The organism is Rhodococcus sp. P-2, from assembly GCF_016598535.1.
Taxonomy (GTDB): Bacteria; Actinomycetota; Actinomycetes; order Mycobacteriales; family Mycobacteriaceae; genus Rhodococcus_F; species Rhodococcus_F baikonurensis.
The window spans coordinates 5439106-5455913 of the sequence record NZ_CP066779.1 but is presented as its reverse complement, the minus strand read 5'-3'; the positions used below and the strand labels follow the sequence as shown (position 1 = coordinate 5455913).

Annotated in this window: 16 protein-coding genes; 3 read left to right on the top strand and 13 right to left on the bottom strand. The window is 62.1% G+C overall.

Annotated features, from left to right (window positions below):
- From narJ to I7X09_RS25380, 5 genes are all read right to left on the bottom strand, one after another.
- Positions 1–672, bottom strand: coding sequence for a nitrate reductase molybdenum cofactor assembly chaperone (gene narJ, locus I7X09_RS25400; protein WP_200314263.1), 672 nt, complete (start codon positions 670–672; stop codon positions 1–3).
- The gene (gene narH / locus I7X09_RS25395; protein WP_200314261.1) at positions 669–2327 is read right to left on the bottom strand and encodes a nitrate reductase subunit beta; all 1659 of its coding nucleotides are present in this window, start codon (positions 2325–2327) and stop codon (positions 669–671) included. The genes narJ and narH overlap by 4 nt, the downstream gene beginning before the upstream one ends.
- Positions 2327–6004 (bottom strand): nitrate reductase subunit alpha, encoded by a 3678-nt coding sequence (locus I7X09_RS25390; RefSeq protein WP_200314259.1) that lies wholly within the window; start codon positions 6002–6004, stop codon positions 2327–2329. Before I7X09_RS25390 ends, narH begins: the two co-directional genes overlap by 1 nt.
- Positions 6005–6174: 170 nt before the next feature.
- The gene (locus I7X09_RS25385) at positions 6175–6786 is read right to left on the bottom strand and encodes a uridine kinase (protein WP_200314257.1); all 612 of its coding nucleotides are present in this window, start codon (positions 6784–6786) and stop codon (positions 6175–6177) included.
- A complete protein-coding gene (locus tag I7X09_RS25380) occupies positions 6783–7217 on the bottom strand; it encodes a nucleotidyltransferase domain-containing protein (protein WP_200314255.1) in 435 nt (144 codons plus the stop codon). The genes I7X09_RS25385 and I7X09_RS25380 overlap by 4 nt, the downstream gene beginning before the upstream one ends.
- A 119-nt stretch (positions 7218–7336) precedes the next feature.
- On the opposite strand from I7X09_RS25380, the gene I7X09_RS25375 reads away from it, so the two are divergent.
- Positions 7337–7822, top strand: a complete 486-nt coding sequence (locus I7X09_RS25375) for a flavodoxin family protein (RefSeq protein WP_200314253.1) — start codon at positions 7337–7339, stop codon at positions 7820–7822.
- Here I7X09_RS25375 and I7X09_RS25370 read toward each other — a convergent pair.
- The 3 genes from I7X09_RS25370 to I7X09_RS25360 all read right to left on the bottom strand — a co-directional run bounded on the left by I7X09_RS25370 (position 7795) and on the right by I7X09_RS25360 (position 9039).
- On the bottom strand, positions 7795–8040 hold the full coding sequence (locus I7X09_RS25370; protein WP_019749411.1) for a hypothetical protein: 246 nt from the start codon (positions 8038–8040) through the stop codon (positions 7795–7797). The two genes, I7X09_RS25375 and I7X09_RS25370, sit on opposite strands and share 28 nt — an antisense overlap.
- Positions 8040–8426 carry a nuclear transport factor 2 family protein gene (locus I7X09_RS25365; RefSeq protein WP_200314251.1) on the bottom strand — a complete coding sequence of 129 codons (387 nt, stop codon included), beginning with the start codon at positions 8424–8426 and terminating at the stop codon, positions 8040–8042. Before I7X09_RS25365 ends, I7X09_RS25370 begins: the two co-directional genes overlap by 1 nt.
- A 112-nt stretch (positions 8427–8538) precedes the next feature.
- Positions 8539–9039 carry a flavin reductase family protein gene (locus I7X09_RS25360; RefSeq protein ID WP_019749413.1) on the bottom strand — a complete coding sequence of 167 codons (501 nt, stop codon included), beginning with the start codon at positions 9037–9039 and terminating at the stop codon, positions 8539–8541.
- A gap of 226 nt (positions 9040–9265) precedes the next feature.
- On the opposite strand from I7X09_RS25360, the gene I7X09_RS25355 reads away from it, so the two are divergent.
- Entirely contained in the window at positions 9266–9967 is a 702-nt protein-coding gene (locus I7X09_RS25355) for a PadR family transcriptional regulator (RefSeq protein WP_020968789.1), read from the top strand.
- A gap of 1 nt (position 9968) precedes the next feature.
- Here the strand turns inward: I7X09_RS25355 and I7X09_RS25350 are convergent, their stop codons facing one another.
- The 5 genes from I7X09_RS25350 to I7X09_RS25330 all read right to left on the bottom strand — a co-directional run bounded on the left by I7X09_RS25350 (position 9969) and on the right by I7X09_RS25330 (position 14996).
- Positions 9969–10751, bottom strand: coding sequence for an IclR family transcriptional regulator (locus I7X09_RS25350; RefSeq protein WP_206029392.1), 783 nt, complete (start codon positions 10749–10751; stop codon positions 9969–9971).
- A gap of 192 nt (positions 10752–10943) precedes the next feature.
- Positions 10944–11855: a biphenyl-2,3-diol 1,2-dioxygenase gene (gene bphC, locus I7X09_RS25345; protein WP_019749416.1), complete on the bottom strand. Its 912-nt coding sequence runs from the start codon at positions 11853–11855 to the stop codon at positions 10944–10946.
- Between the two features lie 39 nt (positions 11856–11894).
- Complete coding sequence (locus I7X09_RS25340; RefSeq protein WP_019749417.1) at positions 11895–13076, bottom strand: acyl-CoA dehydrogenase family protein; 1182 nt, start codon at positions 13074–13076, stop codon at positions 11895–11897.
- A gap of 51 nt (positions 13077–13127) precedes the next feature.
- Positions 13128–14324 carry a Rieske 2Fe-2S domain-containing protein gene (locus I7X09_RS25335; protein WP_200314249.1) on the bottom strand — a complete coding sequence of 399 codons (1197 nt, stop codon included), beginning with the start codon at positions 14322–14324 and terminating at the stop codon, positions 13128–13130.
- 126 nt (positions 14325–14450) lie between these two features.
- Entirely contained in the window at positions 14451–14996 is a 546-nt protein-coding gene (locus I7X09_RS25330; RefSeq protein WP_200314242.1) for a hypothetical protein, read from the bottom strand.
- A gap of 222 nt (positions 14997–15218) precedes the next feature.
- On the opposite strand from I7X09_RS25330, the gene I7X09_RS25325 reads away from it, so the two are divergent.
- Positions 15219–16793 (top strand): AMP-binding protein, encoded by a 1575-nt coding sequence (locus tag I7X09_RS25325; protein ID WP_050656320.1) that lies wholly within the window; start codon positions 15219–15221, stop codon positions 16791–16793.
- Positions 16794–16808 lie beyond the last annotated feature (15 nt).

Sequence of the window (16808 nt, the reverse complement as noted above, 5' to 3'; positions counted from 1 at the left end):
TCACGTCACTCCTTCACGGCGGGGTGGGACGGTCAAGGTGAAGAGTTCGAGTCCGACTGCTTCGGCCGGCGGACCCGACGCCGCTAGATGCTGGGCTCGAAGGACGTCCTGATTCGACACGGACGGCAGTGTTCCGCACACCGCCGCGAGAACCGGCGCGTACGGTGAGGTCGAGTCGGTCAGTGCAGACCAGATGGTCTCCAGCGGAACACGATGCGCTGAGAGCAGTTTCGATCCGGCTTCGGGATCGACGCATGCGGCGAACTCGAGTACGACGGTCAGGTGGTCTGCCGATTCGCTCTTCGGAGGCTCGACTCCGGCCCCGCGGTAGGCGTCGGCGAACGACAAGATCTCGCGCCCTCGATTGCGTGTATCGCCCGCAGTCCAGTACGTCAGGTAGAGGGTGCTGCGCCGCCGGAGGTCGAATGTCTCGACGTACTGCGTGGCCGCGACGTATTCGTCGCAGCCACGCAGAAAGCGACAGGTCTCGGCGAGCTGATCTCGCGAATTCGGCGGCAGATGGCCGAGGATGTCCTCGACGACGCCGAGTCGCTCGCCTTGACCCGCGTCGGGATAGGCCAACAGCAATCCGGCGGCATGCCACACCAGTCGGTGTTGCGCGACCGCGCTGCGGCGACCGCTTCTGCGATTGCCTCGGCCGAACCCGATCATCGACGCGCACCTCGATCGGGAAAGAGCCCAGTGGGTTTGCCCTTGCCGTCCCAGTTCAGGAGATTGACCCGGGACGGGTCAGCGGAGTTGGCGGACAATTCCTCCGTCGTCTGACGCTCACGCAAGGCGTGAAAGGTCTCGACTGCCACCGGGACCGGGCCACCGCTGGCCTCGCCGAACGGTCCGGACTCGTGCATACCGGGGCCGCCGTCGAAATCCAGAGCGCACTCGGTTGCCGTCTCCTCGAGTCTGTGCCCGTCGACCGCGTAGGCAGTGGGAATGATGTAGCGCTCCTCGTACTTTGCCAAAGCCAGAAGGCGGTACATCTCGTAGATGTCTTCCTCCGTCATTCCTACCGCCTCGGGGATATGGGGCTGAGGTTCACGGCCGAGGTTGATGTCGCGCATGTACGAACGCATCGCGGCCAGTCGTCGCAGAACTCCGTCGACGATATCGGTATCGCCGGCCGTGAACAGTCCGGCCAGATATTCGATCGGAATCCGCAACGAGTCGAGAGCACCGAAAAGATTGCCGACGTCCTCCCCGTCGTGGCCGTCGCGGCTCACGGCATCGACCACGGGGGACAGGGGCGGGACGTACCAGACCATCGGCATGGTGCGAAACTCCGGATGAAGGGGCAGTGCGACGCGATAGTCCTTGATCAAAGCGTGGATGGGTGACCTCTGCGCCGCCTCGATCCACTCGTCCGAGATGCCCTCTGCGCGAGCACCTTCGACGACCTCGGGATCATTCGGATCCAGCAGGACATCGAGTTGAGCCTCGTACAGATCTTTCTCGTCGGGTACGGTCGCCGCCTCGAGTACCTTGTCGACGTCGTAGAAGATGAGGCCGATGTAGCGCAAGCGACCGACACAGGTCTCCGCACACACGGTCGGCAGCCCCACTTCGACGCGCGGGTAGCAGAACGTGCATTTCTCGGCCTTGCCCGTCTTGTGGTTGAAATACACCTTCTTGTAAGGACATCCGGAGACACACATCCGCCAGCCGCGGCACTTGTCCTGGTCGACGAGAACGATCCCGTCTTCGGTTCGCTTGTACATCGCCCCTGACGGGCAGGATGCGACACACGACGGATTCAGGCAATGCTCACAGATCCGCGGTAGATAGAACATGAAGCTGTCTTCGAGTTGGAGTTTGACCTCCTCGTTGATCTTCTTCAGCACGGGGTCGTTCGGCACGATCTCAGGCGAACCGGCCAGATCGTCGTCCCAGTTCGCCGACCACTCCACCTTCATCGGTTTGCCGCTGATCAGGCTTCGTGGTGCTGCCACCGGCATGTGCTCGCCCAAGGGCGCCTGCGTGAGATTTTCGTAGTCGTACGTCCAGGGTTCGTAATAGTCTTCGATGGACGGCATTTTCGGATTCGCAAAGATGCGTGAGAGCTTCTTCAGTCGGCCACCGTCACGCAGGCGGAGTCGGCCGTTCTTGTCGCGGACCCAACCGCCGTTCCATTTCTCCTGATCCTCGTAGGTTCGCGGATAACCCTGCCCTGGTCGCGTTTCCACGTTGTTGAACCACACGTACTCTGTGCCGGATCGGTTGGTCCACGCCTGTTTACACGTCACCGAACAGGTGTGACAGCCGATGCACTTGTCCAGATTCATCACCATCGCCAGCTGCGCCATGACTCGCATCAGTACGTCACCTCCTGCGAGCGACGTCGTACGACCGTCACTTCGTCACGTTGATTTCCGGTCGGACCGAGGTAGTTGAAAGCAAACGACGTCTGTGCGTAACCGCCGGCGAGGTGGGAAGGTTTGATCAACAGTCTGGTCAGCGAATTGTGGATTCCGCCACGCTTTCCCGTCGTTTCGGTAAGTGGCACGTCGATGGTCCGCTCCTGAGCGTGATAGACGTACACCACCCCGTCCGGCATCCGGTGCGAGACGATCGCTCGACACACGACCACACCGTTGCGATTGACCGCTTCAACCCAGTCGTTGTCCGACACCGCGATCTTGTCAGCGTCTCCTGGGCTCATCCACATTGTCGGACCGCCACGCGAGAGCGAGAGCATGAACAGGTTGTCCTGGTACTCGGAATGGATGGACCACTTCGAGTGAGGGGTCAGATACCGGACGCTCAAACCGATTCCACCGTTCCGATCACCGAGCGCAGGCTCGCCGAAGAGGCTTGCCATGTCGAGCGGTGGCCGGTAGATCGGTAGCTGCTCGCCCAACTCCTCGATCCAGTCGTGATCGAGGTAGAAATGCATTCGACCGGTCAGGGTGTGGAAGGGTTTGAGTTCTTCGATGTTGACAGTGAATGGTGCGTATCGGCGACCACCGGTTTCACTACCGGACCATTCCGGACTGGTGATGACCGGAACCGGGCGAGCTTGAGTGTCGGCGAACGTGATTCGCCGTTCCTCGCTACCGGATGCCAGGTGAGTCAGTGGTCGACCAGTTCGCTTTTCCAGCTGGGCGAACCCTTCGACGGCCAATCGTCCGTTGGAGGTGCCGGACAGCGCCAGAATTGTCTCGGCCATCTTCTCGGCAGTGTCGAGCGCCGGTCGACCGGCGGCAACACCTGAATCGAAGACCCCGTGTTTCGCCGCCAACTCTTCAACTTCGCGTGTCGGATGCGTCGTGACGCCCTTGGTGGTGAGTCCGGCCTTTTCGACGAGTGGACCCAACGCAGCCCATTGTTCGGCGACTGCTGGGTAGTCTCGCTCGACGACTACGAGCGGGCCCATGGTCTTTCCCGGGACAGGTGTCTCGCCGCGAGCGCGCCAATCGTGTTCCTTGCCTGCACGATAGGCCATTGCACCAGGTGTGTCGTGTTGGAGTGTGCCCATCACGACATCTCGGCGCTTCCCGAGGTGCTTGCGCGCCAGGACACTGAATGTCTTGGCGATGGAGCCGAAAGCGTCGAAGTCGGAACGTGTTTCCCACGGCGGGTCGATGGCGGGGGTGAAAGCATGAATGAACGGGTGCATGTCCGTGCTCGACAGGTCGGCCTTCTCGTACCAGGTCGCGGCCGGCAGAACCACATCCGACAGCAAAGTGGTGGACGTCATCCGGAAGTCGATCGACATGAGCAGATCGAGTTTGCCCTCGGGGATGTCGTCGCTCCACGGCACTTCGCTCGGGCGCAGGTCTTCCGGTGTCGGCTCCGCCTGCAGATTCGAGTCCGTGCCGAGGAGGTGCCGAAGGAAGTACTCGTTGCCTTTGCTCGACGAACCCAGAAGATTTGCCCGCCACACACTCAGAACCCGGGGCCAGTTCTTGGGATTGTCTGGATCAGTGACCGCGAAATTGAGCTCTCCCGAAGCCAATTGGCTTGTGACGTGTTCGACGACATCGCGATCGTGAGTGTCTGCTTCGTCGGCGAGATCGAGACTGGAGCGATCGAACTGCGGGTAGAACGGCGTCCATCCCATCGACACGGCCGAGGTCAGCACGTCCATGGTGTGACGATCACGGAAATTGCCGCGGCCGGTGGGGCTGGACAAGGCGTCGGCCTGGTAGCCGTCGTATCGCCATTGGTCGGTGTGGACGTACCAGTAGGAGGTGCCGGCCATCTGGCGAGGCGGTCGGAGCCAATCGGTGCCCATCGCGACGGCTGTCCAGCCGGTGACAGGGCGGCACTTTTCCTGCCCGACGTAGTGCGCCCAACCCCCGCCGTTCCGGCCCATCGATCCGGTGAGTATCAGCAGGCTGAGGACAGCTCGATACGTCGCGTCGCCATGGAACCACTGACAGATCCCGGCACCCATGATGATCATCGACCGGCCACCCGAGTCGACGGCATTGGTGGCGAATTCACGTGCAATTCGAATCACCTGCGACGCACTGACACCGGTGATCGATTCCTGCCAGGCGGGGGTGTACGGCGCGCTCGCGTCGTCGAAGCCGGTGGGCCAGAGGCCGGGCAAACCGTCGCGCCGCACCCCGTACTGCGCGAGCATGAGGTCGAAGACAGTGCACACCAGACGGTCTCCGATGCGGCGCACCGGCACTCCCCGAATCATGCTCTCGCCGTGACCGTCTGGGGTGTCGAAGCGAGGAAGATGGATTTCGGCGGTCTCGCCTCCGTCGGCGGCGACGGTCAATGCCGGTACCACGTCACCGAGATCGAGATTCCACTTCCCGACACCTTCGTCGCCGTAACGGAAGCCGAGTGAGCCGTTCGGTACGACCACGGTGTCGGTGACGCTGTCGACGAGAACCGGTTTGAACGCGGCGTTCTCACTCGATTCGCCGAGATCTGCGGCCGTCAGATTCTTTCCCGCGACCAGGCGCCCGTCGCGTTCCTCGACGGTGACGAGGAACGGCAGGTCGGTGAACTGCCGTACGTAGTCGACGAAGAACGGTTCGCTCTTCTCGACGAAGAAGTCGGAGAGGATGACGTGTCCCATCGCCATGGCCATCGCGCCGTCGGTCCCGGCGGCGCACGGCATCCACTCGTCCGCGAACTTGGTGTTGTCGGCGTAGTCAGGGCTGATCGAAACGACTTTGGTTCCGCGGTAGCGAACTTCGGCCATCCAGTGTGCATCGGGTGTGCGAGTCACCGGGACGTTCGATCCCCACATCATCAGATAGGACGCGTCCCACCAGTCCCCGGATTCCGGCACGTCGGTCTGATCGCCGAAAACCTGAGGTGAGGCGACCGGCAAGTCCGCGTACCAGTCGTAGAAAGATGTCATCACGCCACCGAGAAGTTCGATGAACCTCGATCCGGCAGCGAACGAGACCATGGACATCGCCGGAATCGGGGAGAAACCTGCAACGCGATCGGGGCCGTATTCCTTGATGGTGTGCACGTGCGCGGCCGCGATCATTTCGGTGGCTTCCGCCCACGTCACTCGCACCAATCCGCCTTTTCCCCTGGCCTGCTGGTACTTTCGGCGACGCTGCGGATCGGCTTGAATGTCAGCCCAGGCATCCACCGGATCGCCGAGTCGCGTTCGTGCCTCGCGGTACATCTCGACGAGCACGCCGCGTGCGTACGGGTACCGGACGCGGGTGGGGGAGTAGGTGTACCAGGAAAAGGCGGCCCCGCGTGGACACCCTCGCGGTTCGTATTCGGGCCGGTCAGGTCCCACCGTCGGATAATCGGTCTCCTGGGTCTCCCAGGTGATGATGCCGTCCTTGACGTAGATCTTCCACGAACACGAACCGGTGCAATTGACTCCGTGCGTCGACCGCACAACCTTGTCGTGACTCCAGCGATCCCGGTAGAAGATGTCGCCGTCGCGTCCCCCTCGACGATTCACAGTTCTGAGGTCGGCGGAGAACTCGCCAGGAGTGAAGAAGCGGCCGCCGCGAAGGAGAGCGTCTTCGGCCCTGCTGCCGATGTGTTCGACCACTGTGGCACTTCCTTCACATCCCCACGATCACCTCGAGTGATCGAGAATCTGACGAACGAGCATGCGTGTCCATAGAACCGTAAAAACGGACTTGTCGCGACCGTTCGGGAGAAGTCCCAGGCAGGGAGGGATGGCGAAATACGAGTATCGCTTGCGATCTCGACGCGGTACTAGGAGAGGATGCGCGGTAGGGCAGGGTCGGAGTTGTCGATGACGCAGTCCGCTCGGCTCCAGGGTCGTGCGGCCGCGAAGTAGAGCCGTTGGCCACCGACATATCTGTTCATCGACGGATGTTCCGGATCTGCGTTCGTTCCGTCGCGAAGGTGCATTCGCTGCGCGGTGACCTCGAAGGGCACGTCGAGGAAAATCGAGTAGTCCCATCTTTCGGCGAGTTCGTCACGATGCAGGAACAGGCCCTCGACGAGGACTATCGCTCCATCGGCTCCATGCAGGTACGCGTCGCTGTCCCGTCGTAGTAGGTACTCGCGGGTTCCTCCCGGTGTCAGTGGATCGAGAACATGGCGTTCGAGGGCGTCGTAGTCGTAGCTGTCGAGCCAGAAGCCTTCCGGCGATTGCCGACCTCTGCGATGACGAATCTCCGGCGGATTGAGGAAGTCGTCGACGTGAATGACGATGACGGGGCGTGCATTCAGCTGTGCTGCAAAATTTTTCGCGAATGTCGTCTTGCCGCTCCCATCGACACCGTCGATCGCGACGAGGGGAGAGCCGCGCAAGGCGGAGATTTCGGCGGCCAGGATTTCGAAGGCCGTCGCGGTGCTCATCGAGGAGTTCTTGCCGCGCCCGTAGCGACATCGAGAGGTCCCGTGTCGTACAGGATTCGGTGGCCGTCCGCGAGAACGCGTCGAGTGCCCTCGTCGAGGGGAACGTCCGCCCAGCTTTCGGCGGCGAAGTTCAGTTCGACGAGGAGCCCGGACCGCAGGCGGAAACGCCGCTCTCGGACCGGCCCCCAGTTCGCGGCTCTGATGAATCGCGCGTCGGGACGGATTTGCATGAACCAATCCCCGTTCACAAGCGCGTCCGGATCTTCGGCCAGGATCATCAGATCGACATCACTCGCCATACGCTCCGCGCCGTGCGCGTAGGACCCGACCAGGGCTACAGCTTTGACGTCATCGTGCTCGGCGGCCCATCGTTCGACGTCGACGATCAACGCGTTGACCGCTCGTCTTCGCCCCTTCAATCGTGCTGACATGCCGGGTATCTTTCCTCACCAATGGGCAATCGATCCTATTCCTGCCCATATCCTTGGGGGAGTTCCGTGACCAACCCTGGGGAGAAAACGCATATGTCCACGACGAATGAAGGCAGTCGATGAAGGCGATCATCGTGTGCACCTCTGTCTCCCACGGCAATACGCGGCGGATCGCCGATGTCATCGCTGAGGTTCTCGATGCTCGCGTGGTCGAACCGGGCGAGATCGACTCCGCGGAGCTCGCCGGCTACGACCTCGTGGGCTTCGGGTCCGGAATCTATCTGCGCTCGTACCACGAAGATCTACGCTCGTTCATCGACTCGCTCGCCGTAGAACGACGATCCAAGGCTTTTGTCTTTGCTACCAGTGGTTTTCCCGACAAGGGGATTCATCGCTTCTCGCGTCCGCTGGTTCAGCTGCTCGAACAGAAGGGCTTCGATGTGGTCGCCGCCTTCTCGTCCCGTGCGTGGGATACGTATTTTCCGTTCAAGCTGTTCGGCGGAATCCGCAAGAGGCGGCCGAACGCCGACGACCTGGAATCGGCGCGCACGTTCGCCGAAGTGCTACGCGGAAGCGTTCAGGACAGCTTGCCCGGCACTGGATAGCTGCGCAGGCTCATCTCGAGCTCTCCGGCGTCGGCGAGATCGTTGATCGTCTGGCGCAGAGCACCACACGTCCGTTGAGCGTTGGCACGGCCGTTCTCGCGCCCCAGTTCCGGGCACACCTCTTGCGACTCTTCGAGCCATTGGACGCTGGTGTGCGCGTCGCTGTACTTCTCCACCAGGACACGATTTCCGCAGTTGCGGCAACTGACCTGACGCATCAGCGTGCGATCAGATCGGCCGGTGACCAGAAGGCACGCATGCTCGTGATCTTGGCGTCCGCGTCGAAAGTCATGACGTCGATCGGTTCGACCTCGTAGATCTGGTCGCCGACCGGCGTGACGACGCGGAAGTGGAAGGCCGCGCTGGATCCGCTCACCCGCAGGGTCAGCAGTTCCGTCTCTTGCGAACCGCCCTCGAGAGCGCCGTAGAACTCGGTGATCGCTGCCTTGCCGACTCGGGGTTCACTGCCGACCGGGTCTTCGAGTGTCGCGTTCTCGGCGTAGAGGGCGGCGATGTTCGCTGACGATCCGCGAGCCACGGCGTCGAGGTAGGTGGTAACCGTCGCCGTGATCGCGGCCGTGGTGTCTGGTTCGAGAGTGGTCATCGAGTTAGTCCGATCAGTCGAGAAGTTCAGGGTCTGACAACTACTTCGGACGCTATCGGTGCTGTCTCGATTCGGCGCCGGCATCTCCCACGCAGCGGGACAGCCTGAGCACTCAGGCGTCGAAGCGTCCGAACCCACCGCGGTAGAACAGAAGCGGACCGTCGTGACGCAGCACGTTCAGATCGGTGATGCGTGCGACGACGATCGTGTGATCACCGGCGTCGTGCTCCTGCTCGACCGTTGCTTCGATGCGGGCGAGCGCGCCGCTCAGCGCCGGAGCGCCGTTGCCGGCGGCATCCCATTCGACGCCGAGGAACTTGTCCGTCCCGCCGCGTGCGAACGCCGAACACATGTCCTGCTGATCGTGTGCCAAGACGTTGATGCAGAGAGTCCCTGTTTCGCGAAGCTTCGGCCAACTCGTCGACGTCTTCGCCGGGCAGAAGGAGAGCAGCGGGGGATCGAGAGATACCGAGACCAGGGACTGGCAGGTGAAGCCGAGGGGTGACTCTCCATCGTGAGCGGTGATGACGGTGACGCCGGTGCAGAAATTGCTCATCACGTTGCGAAGTGTGCGTCCGTCCAGAACTGGCGGCTCGGCGTTTTCCACGGTCATGTCGTCTCCTTGTTCAAACTCTGCAAACAGCTTCGGAAACAACGATGTGTGGCGGCGCGGCGGTAATCCAGCGGCAGTCCCACTCAATGGCAGCAATGGCTTCTCGGCACGGGTCCGGGCCGACCGAGTGCCAGGTGGAGGGGCCTCACGCAAATTTGATCCCGCTCAGCGGTCCGTTCGGATTCTACGAAACCAGCAAATCACCAGTGATTGTTAGACTTCGGGCATGTCCGAACCTGATGACGTGTCCCGAGGACTTCCCGCTACCAGCTGGGCAGTGCTCGGGATGCTGACGTTCGGGGAGGAACTGACCGGAAACGATTTGAAGAAGTGGGCCGACTGGAGTGTCGGCTTCTTCTACTGGAGCCCGTCCATCAGCCAGGTCTACGCAGAGCTGAAGAAGCTCGAAAGCATCGGATTCGTGGAGTCCCGGGTCGTCTCCGAGCCGGGGGTGCGGGGCAAGCGCCTCTACTCGATCACCCAGTCGGGAACTGACGCCGTCCGGACGTGGTCACGCGAGGCGCCGGTGGAAGTTCCGGTGCTCAAGCACGGCGTGATGTTGCGTCTGTGGATGGGACACCTCAACGAGCCTGAACGACTGAAGGCCCTGGTGGAAGCCCACATCGCAAATGTCGAAGAGCAGATTCGACGCGCGAAACTTCACGCAGATCATGCCGAGAACGAGCCGGCGTGGTCGTTCCCGGTCATGACACTGCGCTGGTCGGAACGGTACTTCCGCGCAGAGATCGACCTTGCTCGCGAACTACTCGAAGACATCGACCGTGCATCCGCCGAGTTCGCGAACGTTGCCGAGCACGACCGACTGGGATCGCCGTTGCCCTCGACGCCCGGCAGATGGAAGAACGTCGAGGAATACGTGTTGGCACTCGAGCAGGCCGGGCTCACCGGCAACGGCTCGAATATCTGAGTCAGGCCCCGGCTGCGGTCGGCATGTTGCGCAACAGGTGACGACGCTGCAACGTCGGAGTGACACTCAGCGATCCGCCGTCGATGCCTCGCCAAATGGCAGCGGCTGCCATACGGACCGGCGCTGCGCTGACGTGGTCGAGGCGGAGGGCCTTCGACGGCGCGCAGATGGATACCGCGGCAACAGCGCGGCCGATGGGGCCGATCGGTGCCGCAAGACAGCTGAATCCCGGTAGGCCGTTTCCGGATTCGAATGCAACCCCTGACTCGCGGATTCTGGCGAGGTGGGGCAGTGCGTAACCCGAGGACTTCGGCGAACCGAACGCGAGCAGTGCCTGACCGATCGCAGTGGTCTCGGCGCGGCGTCGACCACCCACACGCGTCGGCACCGCGGCGGCGAGGCGTCCGCCGATCTTCTCCATGTAGACCACGTCGGGCCCGTCGAGGATGCCGAGGTGGACCACGAAACCGGTGACGCGGTAGAGCTCGTGAAGAAGCGGCATGGCTGCAGCGTGGAGGCGGTCCTGATGAACCGCGAGCGATCCCAGTTCGACGAGGCGCATACCGAGTTCGTAGTCGCGGCCGTCACGACGCAGCCAACGCATCGAGACGAGACGTTCGAGCATGCGGTGGGCAGACGAGCGGGGAAGGCCGGTGCTCCGAACGACCTGAGCGAGCGTCAACCTGCCGGGACCGTCGAAGGCGTCGAGAACCAGCGAGACGCGATCGAGAATTGCTGTCGGGGCCGAATCTCCGCCTAAAGCATCCACAGCCTGCAGTGTCATCGTGTACCTCACTTCTCTTAGAGCTCCACAACCAGTGAACTGGCTATTTCAATTAGAAATAGTGTCATAGAGTTGCAGATTTGTGAAGTGGATCACCGGTCTGTTTTCGGGCGCGTCATGGTGGAAACGACGAAGGGGGCTTGCGCGACCATTCGCACAAGCCCCCTTCGTCGGTTTACTACCGGGCGGGTACTACATAGCTGCCAGTGGTTCGCTTCCGGACCAGTCGTGGCCCCAGTAGCTGTCAGCGGTGATCTCCTCGGAGGAGTACGAGTCCTGATCCACCTTCGCGCCCTCGGTGCCGAACTCGATGTCCCAGCCGCCGGGTGCGCGGACGTAGAAGGAGATCATCTTGTCGTTGGTGTGACGACCCAGGGTCGACGACACGGAGAATCCGTCCTTCATCACTCGGTCGAGTGCCTGGCCGACGGCGTCGAGGGTGTCCACCTCGACCATGATGTGAATCAGGCCGGGTGCGCCGCCGTGCGGTGCCGGGCACAGGGCCAAGCTGTGGTGACGCTCGTTGACGCCCATGAAACGGATTCGCAGCGGCCCGAATTCGGGCGGTGCCGGCAGACGGAACGCGCCGCGTGGGTAGAAGCCGAGCACCTCGGTGTAGAAGTCGAAGCTCGCAGCACTGTCCATCACCGGGAGTACGACGTGGCCGAGACCCTGTGAGCCGGTGACGAATCGAGCGCCGAAGGGCGTCACCACGGGGCTGTGGTCGAGGATCGCTCCGTGGAAGACCTCGATGGCTGCTCCACCGGGATCGGTGAAGGCGATGACCTCTTCGACCCGTCGAGCATCTGCTTCGGCAAGCGAAAGCTGCTCGACCTCGGTGCCGTTCTTCTCGAGGGCCTCCTGAACGCGGCGCAGTGCGGCGTGATCGGCGACCTCCCAACCGATGTTGACGATCTCGTCGCGCTCACCCTCGACGACGACGATGCGAGCAGCACGCTCGTCGAGTCGTAGGTAGAGGGCGTTCTCGTCCGGCCCACTGCCCTTGGCGAATCCGAGAACATCGAAAGCGAAAGTGCGCCAACGTGCCATGTCGTTGGTCGAGATCTTGACGTAGCCAAGTCCCTTGATGTCGGTGTGTGTCATCGTGTTCTGTTCCTGTCGATTTCTCGTGTCGAAGTCTGATCAGATCATCGCCCGCAGCGGACCCTGCGGATCTGCGCCGAGACGGCTCAATGAGGCGGCGTGGAATACGGTGCCCGGCACGTGAATTGCGTGGTGCTGTCCCGCGTGAGCGTCGCGCCAGAATCGCTGGAGCGGCTTGTCCATCCGTAGTGCGTTGCCACCGCAACGCGGGTAGACCTGATCGATTGCATTGATTGCGCGCCAGGCGGCCTGCACCTGAGTCTGACGTCCCTCGGCGCGCTGCTCGAAGGTCACTTCCTTACCGGCGTCCACCCGATCCCACATGCGGTCGACGTTGGCAAGCAGGGTGTCGCGGGCGGCCCGGATGTCGGCAGTTGCCTGACCGATGGCAAACAAGGTGTACGGGTCGTCCTTGACCGCCGTGCCCTGCGCGTTGATGCGATCGGCCTGGTACTCGTTGGCGTGGAAGAGCATTCCCTCACAGATCCCGATCGTGGCGGCAGTGATGCCGAGAGGGAACATGTTCGACCACGGCATCAGGTACAGCGTCTCGGTGCGCCCGTACTTACGTACTGCCGTTCCGTCGATGACCTCGTCGCAGTCCATGACGCGGTAATCCGGGACATAGGCATCCTTGACCACCAGGTCCTTGGAACCGGTGCCGCGAAGTCCCATGACATCCCACGAGTCTTCGATGATCTCGTAGTCGGTGCGCGGAATGATCACATGGAGCATGCGCGGCGGCATCTCCATGTTGCCGTCCTTGTCGCACGCCATCGCGCCGAGGAATGCCCAGTCGCAATGGTCGGTGCCGGAGGAGAACTGCCAGCGGCCGGAGAACTTGTAGCCGCCGTCGGTCGGGATACACATTCCGCCGGGCATGTACGGCGAAGCCATCCAGGTATCGGGATCCGATCCCCAGATCTCCTGCTGCACCTTGGGATCCGCGAACGCAAGCTGCCACGGGTGAACTCCGACGATCCCGTGGACCCAGCCGGCCGAGGGATTGAGCGAAGCCATGCGCATGACGGTCTCGGCGAACTCGCGAGGATGCGCTTCCATGCCGCCGTGTTCCTTGGGCTGCAGCATGCGGATGGAACCGATTGCCTTCATCTTCTTGGCGGTGTCGTCGGCCACCCGGCCGATCCGCTCGGCCTCGATACCTTCGGCGAAAATATCGTCGGCCATCGCATTGATCTGTTCGAGCACTTCGTACGTCATGTTGTTCCTTGCATCCAGTCAGGTTGTTTCAGCAGTGTTTTCGACTGCGGATCAGGAGGTTGTCTCGAGCGCCTGGGCGTCACGTGCGGCAACGTTTTCGGCGACTTCCCGCTTCCAGCTCTCCACGGCACGGGTGGTGTCGATCTCGAATTCGAAGCGCTTCGTCATGTCTTCCGTGACGTTCTCGACGTCGGTGTAGAACTGGTTGTACCAGCGCCGCAACTGGTAAACCGGGCCGTCCTCCTCGGACAGCAGCGGGTTGTCGATCGGAGCCTTGTTCTTCCAGATCTCCACGTCCTGAAGGAATCCCATCTCGACGCCCTCGGTGAACTGCGCAGCCATCGCGGCAGTGGACTCGTCGTCCATACCGGGAAGTTTCTTGACCATCGCGCCGTACTGCAACACGAACGCATTGTTCGAGATGGGGTAGTGGCAATTGATCAAAACGGTTTCGATGATCTGCCCGTTGGCTTCACTCTTGATCCAGTCGATCATGTACGACGGACCGAAATACGAAGCATCCGAACGAAGCACAGCGTTGGGGTCGCCGTAGTTGGTGCCGCTGATGATGTCCTCACGTCCCACCGATTCCATGTACTGGCTCGCGACGTGACCTTCGAAGATGTTCTTGAAGTACTTGGGGAAGGAGTAGTGAACGTAGAAGAAGTGGGCCATGTCCACGACGTTGTCCACGATCTCGCGGCAATGAGAGCCTTCGATGGTGAGCGTGTTCCAGCTCCAGTCGCTCCACTCATCGCTTCCGAAGCCCTCGATGTCGGGAATCGTGACCTCGGCGGGCGGGGGATTTCCCTGGGGATCGTGCCAGACGAACAGCTGACCGTTCTTCTCGAGTGTGGTCCACGCCCGCGTCTTGGCCAGCGGCGGAACGCGTCGTGCGTAGGGGATCGCCGTACATTTTCCGTTACCGCCCCAACGCCAGTCGTGGAACGGGCAGGCGATCGAATCGCCCTTGACGGTTCCATGAGCGAGGTTGCCACCCATGTGGCGGCAGTAGGCGTCGAGAATCTTGATGTTGCCCTTGCTGTCGGCGAAGACGACAAGGCTGGTGCCGAATGCCTCGATCTGGTGGGGCTGACCGTCGCGATAGGTCTTGCTGAGTCCGAGGCAGTGCCATCCACGTGCGAACCGCGCGGGAGGCGCTGCCGCTTCGATTTCTCGAATTTCCTCGCCGGCGCCCGACTGCGTCGGGGCGTCCGTAGTGGTGAGTGGGCCGGTTCCGAGTGCCATGTCTTCCTCCGAGCCGCGTCTTGCGACGCTCCAGTGATGTGATCCGTCTCATACAACGACGAAGCGTCCGCTGGAGATACGGCAGTTCCCGCTGGATGGAACACCCACTCGGTGACCTGCAGGGATTCAGCCGGCAAGAGTCGCGGCATTGTCGACGGCGAGAGTCGCCCAGGCCCGGGCAGTGACAACCCCGGTGGGATCGGTGGCGACCAGAGCTACGTCGGTGACGCTCTCGTGGTCCTTCTCGTACGTGGCGAGCACCGTCACGGAGCAGTTCAGGTCTGCTCCCGAGGAGGTCGCGGTGCACCGTCCGCGGAACCGTCGTAGCGATGCAGATCCGTAACGCCGAGCGGCGAAATCAGCAAGGGCAGCAACGGAATCGGCGCCGGCGTCAGTGGTCGGGGCTTCCCGCACGAAGACCTCGGCCACCAGATGCCCGGTCTGATCGTGGTATTCGGTGATTCGCTCGAGTGTCGAACCCAGTGGCCTCACGGATCCGGTGAGCTGTGCGCCGGGGTCGGGGCGTCCGAAGAACACCACATCCTGCTCGACGACGGACCCGTCGCGTGCGGAGCGCACGGTGCCGTACAACGAGTCGAAATCGGAGAGGAGCGTGGTGGCGGTACGGGGAGCAGTTGCCGTGAAGTGGGCGGTACCGAGCTTGGTAGTCATGACACTCTCCGTTGGACGCGACCGAGACGCTGTCGTCTCGGTGGGTACATCGACGCTAACCACCGCTCTGGCGGGTGACGACGGGCTTCCCGCTGATCGGGAGCATTCTCGGATTCGATCGAAGAGGTGGAACCTGTTCCAGTTTTGTGCAATTCTGGATATCGTATCCGTGACCGGGAGCACATCTCGATGACTGCACGCGCCGAGCAGAAGGAAGACCAGATGACAGACGAGTTCGCTGACCTGCACCGACCGGTATACGGTCCGGACCTGCTCATCACCGCTCTGGAACGCAATCACGACAAGCCCGCGCTGTACCTCGGCGACGTGATCCTCACCGGCGGTCAGATGCGCGATCAGATCAGCTGCTTCGCCCAGGCGCTCGCGTCACTGGGAATCACTCAGGGCACCAGCACCGCGATGCTCTCGAAGAATCGCCCCGAGGTCCTGATCAGCATGGGCGCAACCATGATCACCGGCTGCCGGGCGAGCGCCTTGAACCCGATGGGATCGCTCGACGACCACAAGTACATCGTCGACGACGCCGAGATCGAGACCCTCATCTTCGATCCCAATGCCTTCGAAGAGCGTGCCGCCGAGTTGAAGGCGTCCTCACCCTCGTTGACCAACGTGCTCTCGATGGGTCCGTCCGAGGTGGGAATCGACATCCTCGCGCTGGCTGCCACGTTCGAGCCCGCGCCGCTGAAGGCCGCGCACGTCGACGCCGAAGACGCCAGCAGCATGGTTTACACCGGTGGAACGACCGGCAAGCCCAAAGGTGTTGTCGGATCCTTCCGTTCGGGTGCAGCACTCAATCAGATCCAGATGTCGGAGTGGCAATGGCCCGAGGACAACCGCTTCCTCATCTGCACGCCACTCTCGCATGCCGGCGCAGCGTTCTTCATCCCGACCTTGCTGCGCGGCGGTGCGTTGATCGTCCTGCCTGCCTTCGAGCCCGGTGCTGTGCTCGAAGCGATCGAGAAGCACAAGATCACGGCAACCATGTTGGTGCCCACCATGATCTACATGCTCATGGACCACCCCGATCTGCCCAAGCGGGACGTCTCCAGTTTGCAGACGCTGTTCTACGGAGCCTCCGCGATGTCTCCTGCCAGGTTGCAGGAGGGCATCAAGAAGTTCGGTCAGATCTTCTTCCAGTTCTACGGTCAGACCGAGTGCGGCATGACAATTTCGGTGCTGCGCAAGGAAGAACACCTCGCCGACGATCCGGCCCGCCTCGCTACCTGTGGGCGCCCGGTGCCGTGGCTCGACGTCCGGTTGCTCGACGACGACCTCAACGAGGTGCCGCAGGGAGAACTCGGTGAGATCTGCGTCCGCGGCCCGCTGATCATGAAGGGCTACTGGAAGAAGCCGGCTGAAACTGCCGAGGCGTTCCGGGGCGGTTGGCTGCACACCGGCGACATCGCGCGTAAGGACAAGGACGGGTTCATGTCCATCGTCGATCGCAAGAAGGACATGATCGTGACCGGTGGTTTCAACGTGTTCCCTCGCGAGATCGAAGACGTGATCTCGGCGCATCCGTCCGTCGCATCGGTGGCGGTAGTCGGTGTGCCGGACGACAAGTGGGGCGAAGCCGTCAAGGCCTGTGTCGTACTTCGAGCAGGACTGACCGTCGACACCGAGGAACTGGTCGAGAAGGTGAAGGCGGCCAAGGGTTCGGTTCACGCGCCCAAGAGCGTCGACTTCGTGGATTCCCTACCGCTGACACCACTGGGCAAGCTGGACAAGAAGGCTCTGCGCGCGCGGTACTGGGAGACCAGCGCCCGCGCAGTCTAGGAACCGGCGTCGACA

Excerpts from the sequence above, each read along its gene's own strand:
- I7X09_RS25330 (WP_200314242.1), bottom strand. The coding sequence starts at position 14,996 with ATGACTACCAAGCTCGGTACCGCCCACTTCACGGCAACTGCTCCCCGT.
- I7X09_RS25380 (WP_200314255.1), bottom strand. The coding sequence starts at position 7,217 with ATGTCAGCACGATTGAAGGGGCGAAGACGAGCGGTCAACGCGTTGATC.
- I7X09_RS25365 (WP_200314251.1), bottom strand. The coding sequence starts at position 8,426 with ATGACCACTCTCGAACCAGACACCACGGCCGCGATCACGGCGACGGTT.
- bphC (WP_019749416.1), bottom strand. The coding sequence starts at position 11,855 with ATGACACACACCGACATCAAGGGACTTGGCTACGTCAAGATCTCGACC.
- I7X09_RS25335 (WP_200314249.1), bottom strand. The coding sequence starts at position 14,324 with ATGGCACTCGGAACCGGCCCACTCACCACTACGGACGCCCCGACGCAG.
- narJ (WP_200314263.1), bottom strand. The coding sequence starts at position 672 with ATGATCGGGTTCGGCCGAGGCAATCGCAGAAGCGGTCGCCGCAGCGCG.
- I7X09_RS25350 (WP_206029392.1), bottom strand. The coding sequence starts at position 10,751 with ATGACACTGCAGGCTGTGGATGCTTTAGGCGGAGATTCGGCCCCGACA.
- I7X09_RS25385 (WP_200314257.1), bottom strand. The coding sequence starts at position 6,786 with ATGAGCACCGCGACGGCCTTCGAAATCCTGGCCGCCGAAATCTCCGCC.
- narH (WP_200314261.1), bottom strand. The coding sequence starts at position 2,327 with ATGCGAGTCATGGCGCAGCTGGCGATGGTGATGAATCTGGACAAGTGC.
- I7X09_RS25325 (WP_050656320.1), top strand. The coding sequence starts at position 15,219 with ATGACAGACGAGTTCGCTGACCTGCACCGACCGGTATACGGTCCGGAC.
- I7X09_RS25375 (WP_200314253.1), top strand. The coding sequence starts at position 7,337 with ATGAAGGCGATCATCGTGTGCACCTCTGTCTCCCACGGCAATACGCGG.
- I7X09_RS25355 (WP_020968789.1), top strand. The coding sequence starts at position 9,266 with ATGTCCGAACCTGATGACGTGTCCCGAGGACTTCCCGCTACCAGCTGG.
- I7X09_RS25360 (WP_019749413.1), bottom strand. The coding sequence starts at position 9,039 with ATGACCGTGGAAAACGCCGAGCCGCCAGTTCTGGACGGACGCACACTT.
- I7X09_RS25340 (WP_019749417.1), bottom strand. The coding sequence starts at position 13,076 with ATGACGTACGAAGTGCTCGAACAGATCAATGCGATGGCCGACGATATT.
- I7X09_RS25370 (WP_019749411.1), bottom strand. The coding sequence starts at position 8,040 with ATGCGTCAGGTCAGTTGCCGCAACTGCGGAAATCGTGTCCTGGTGGAG.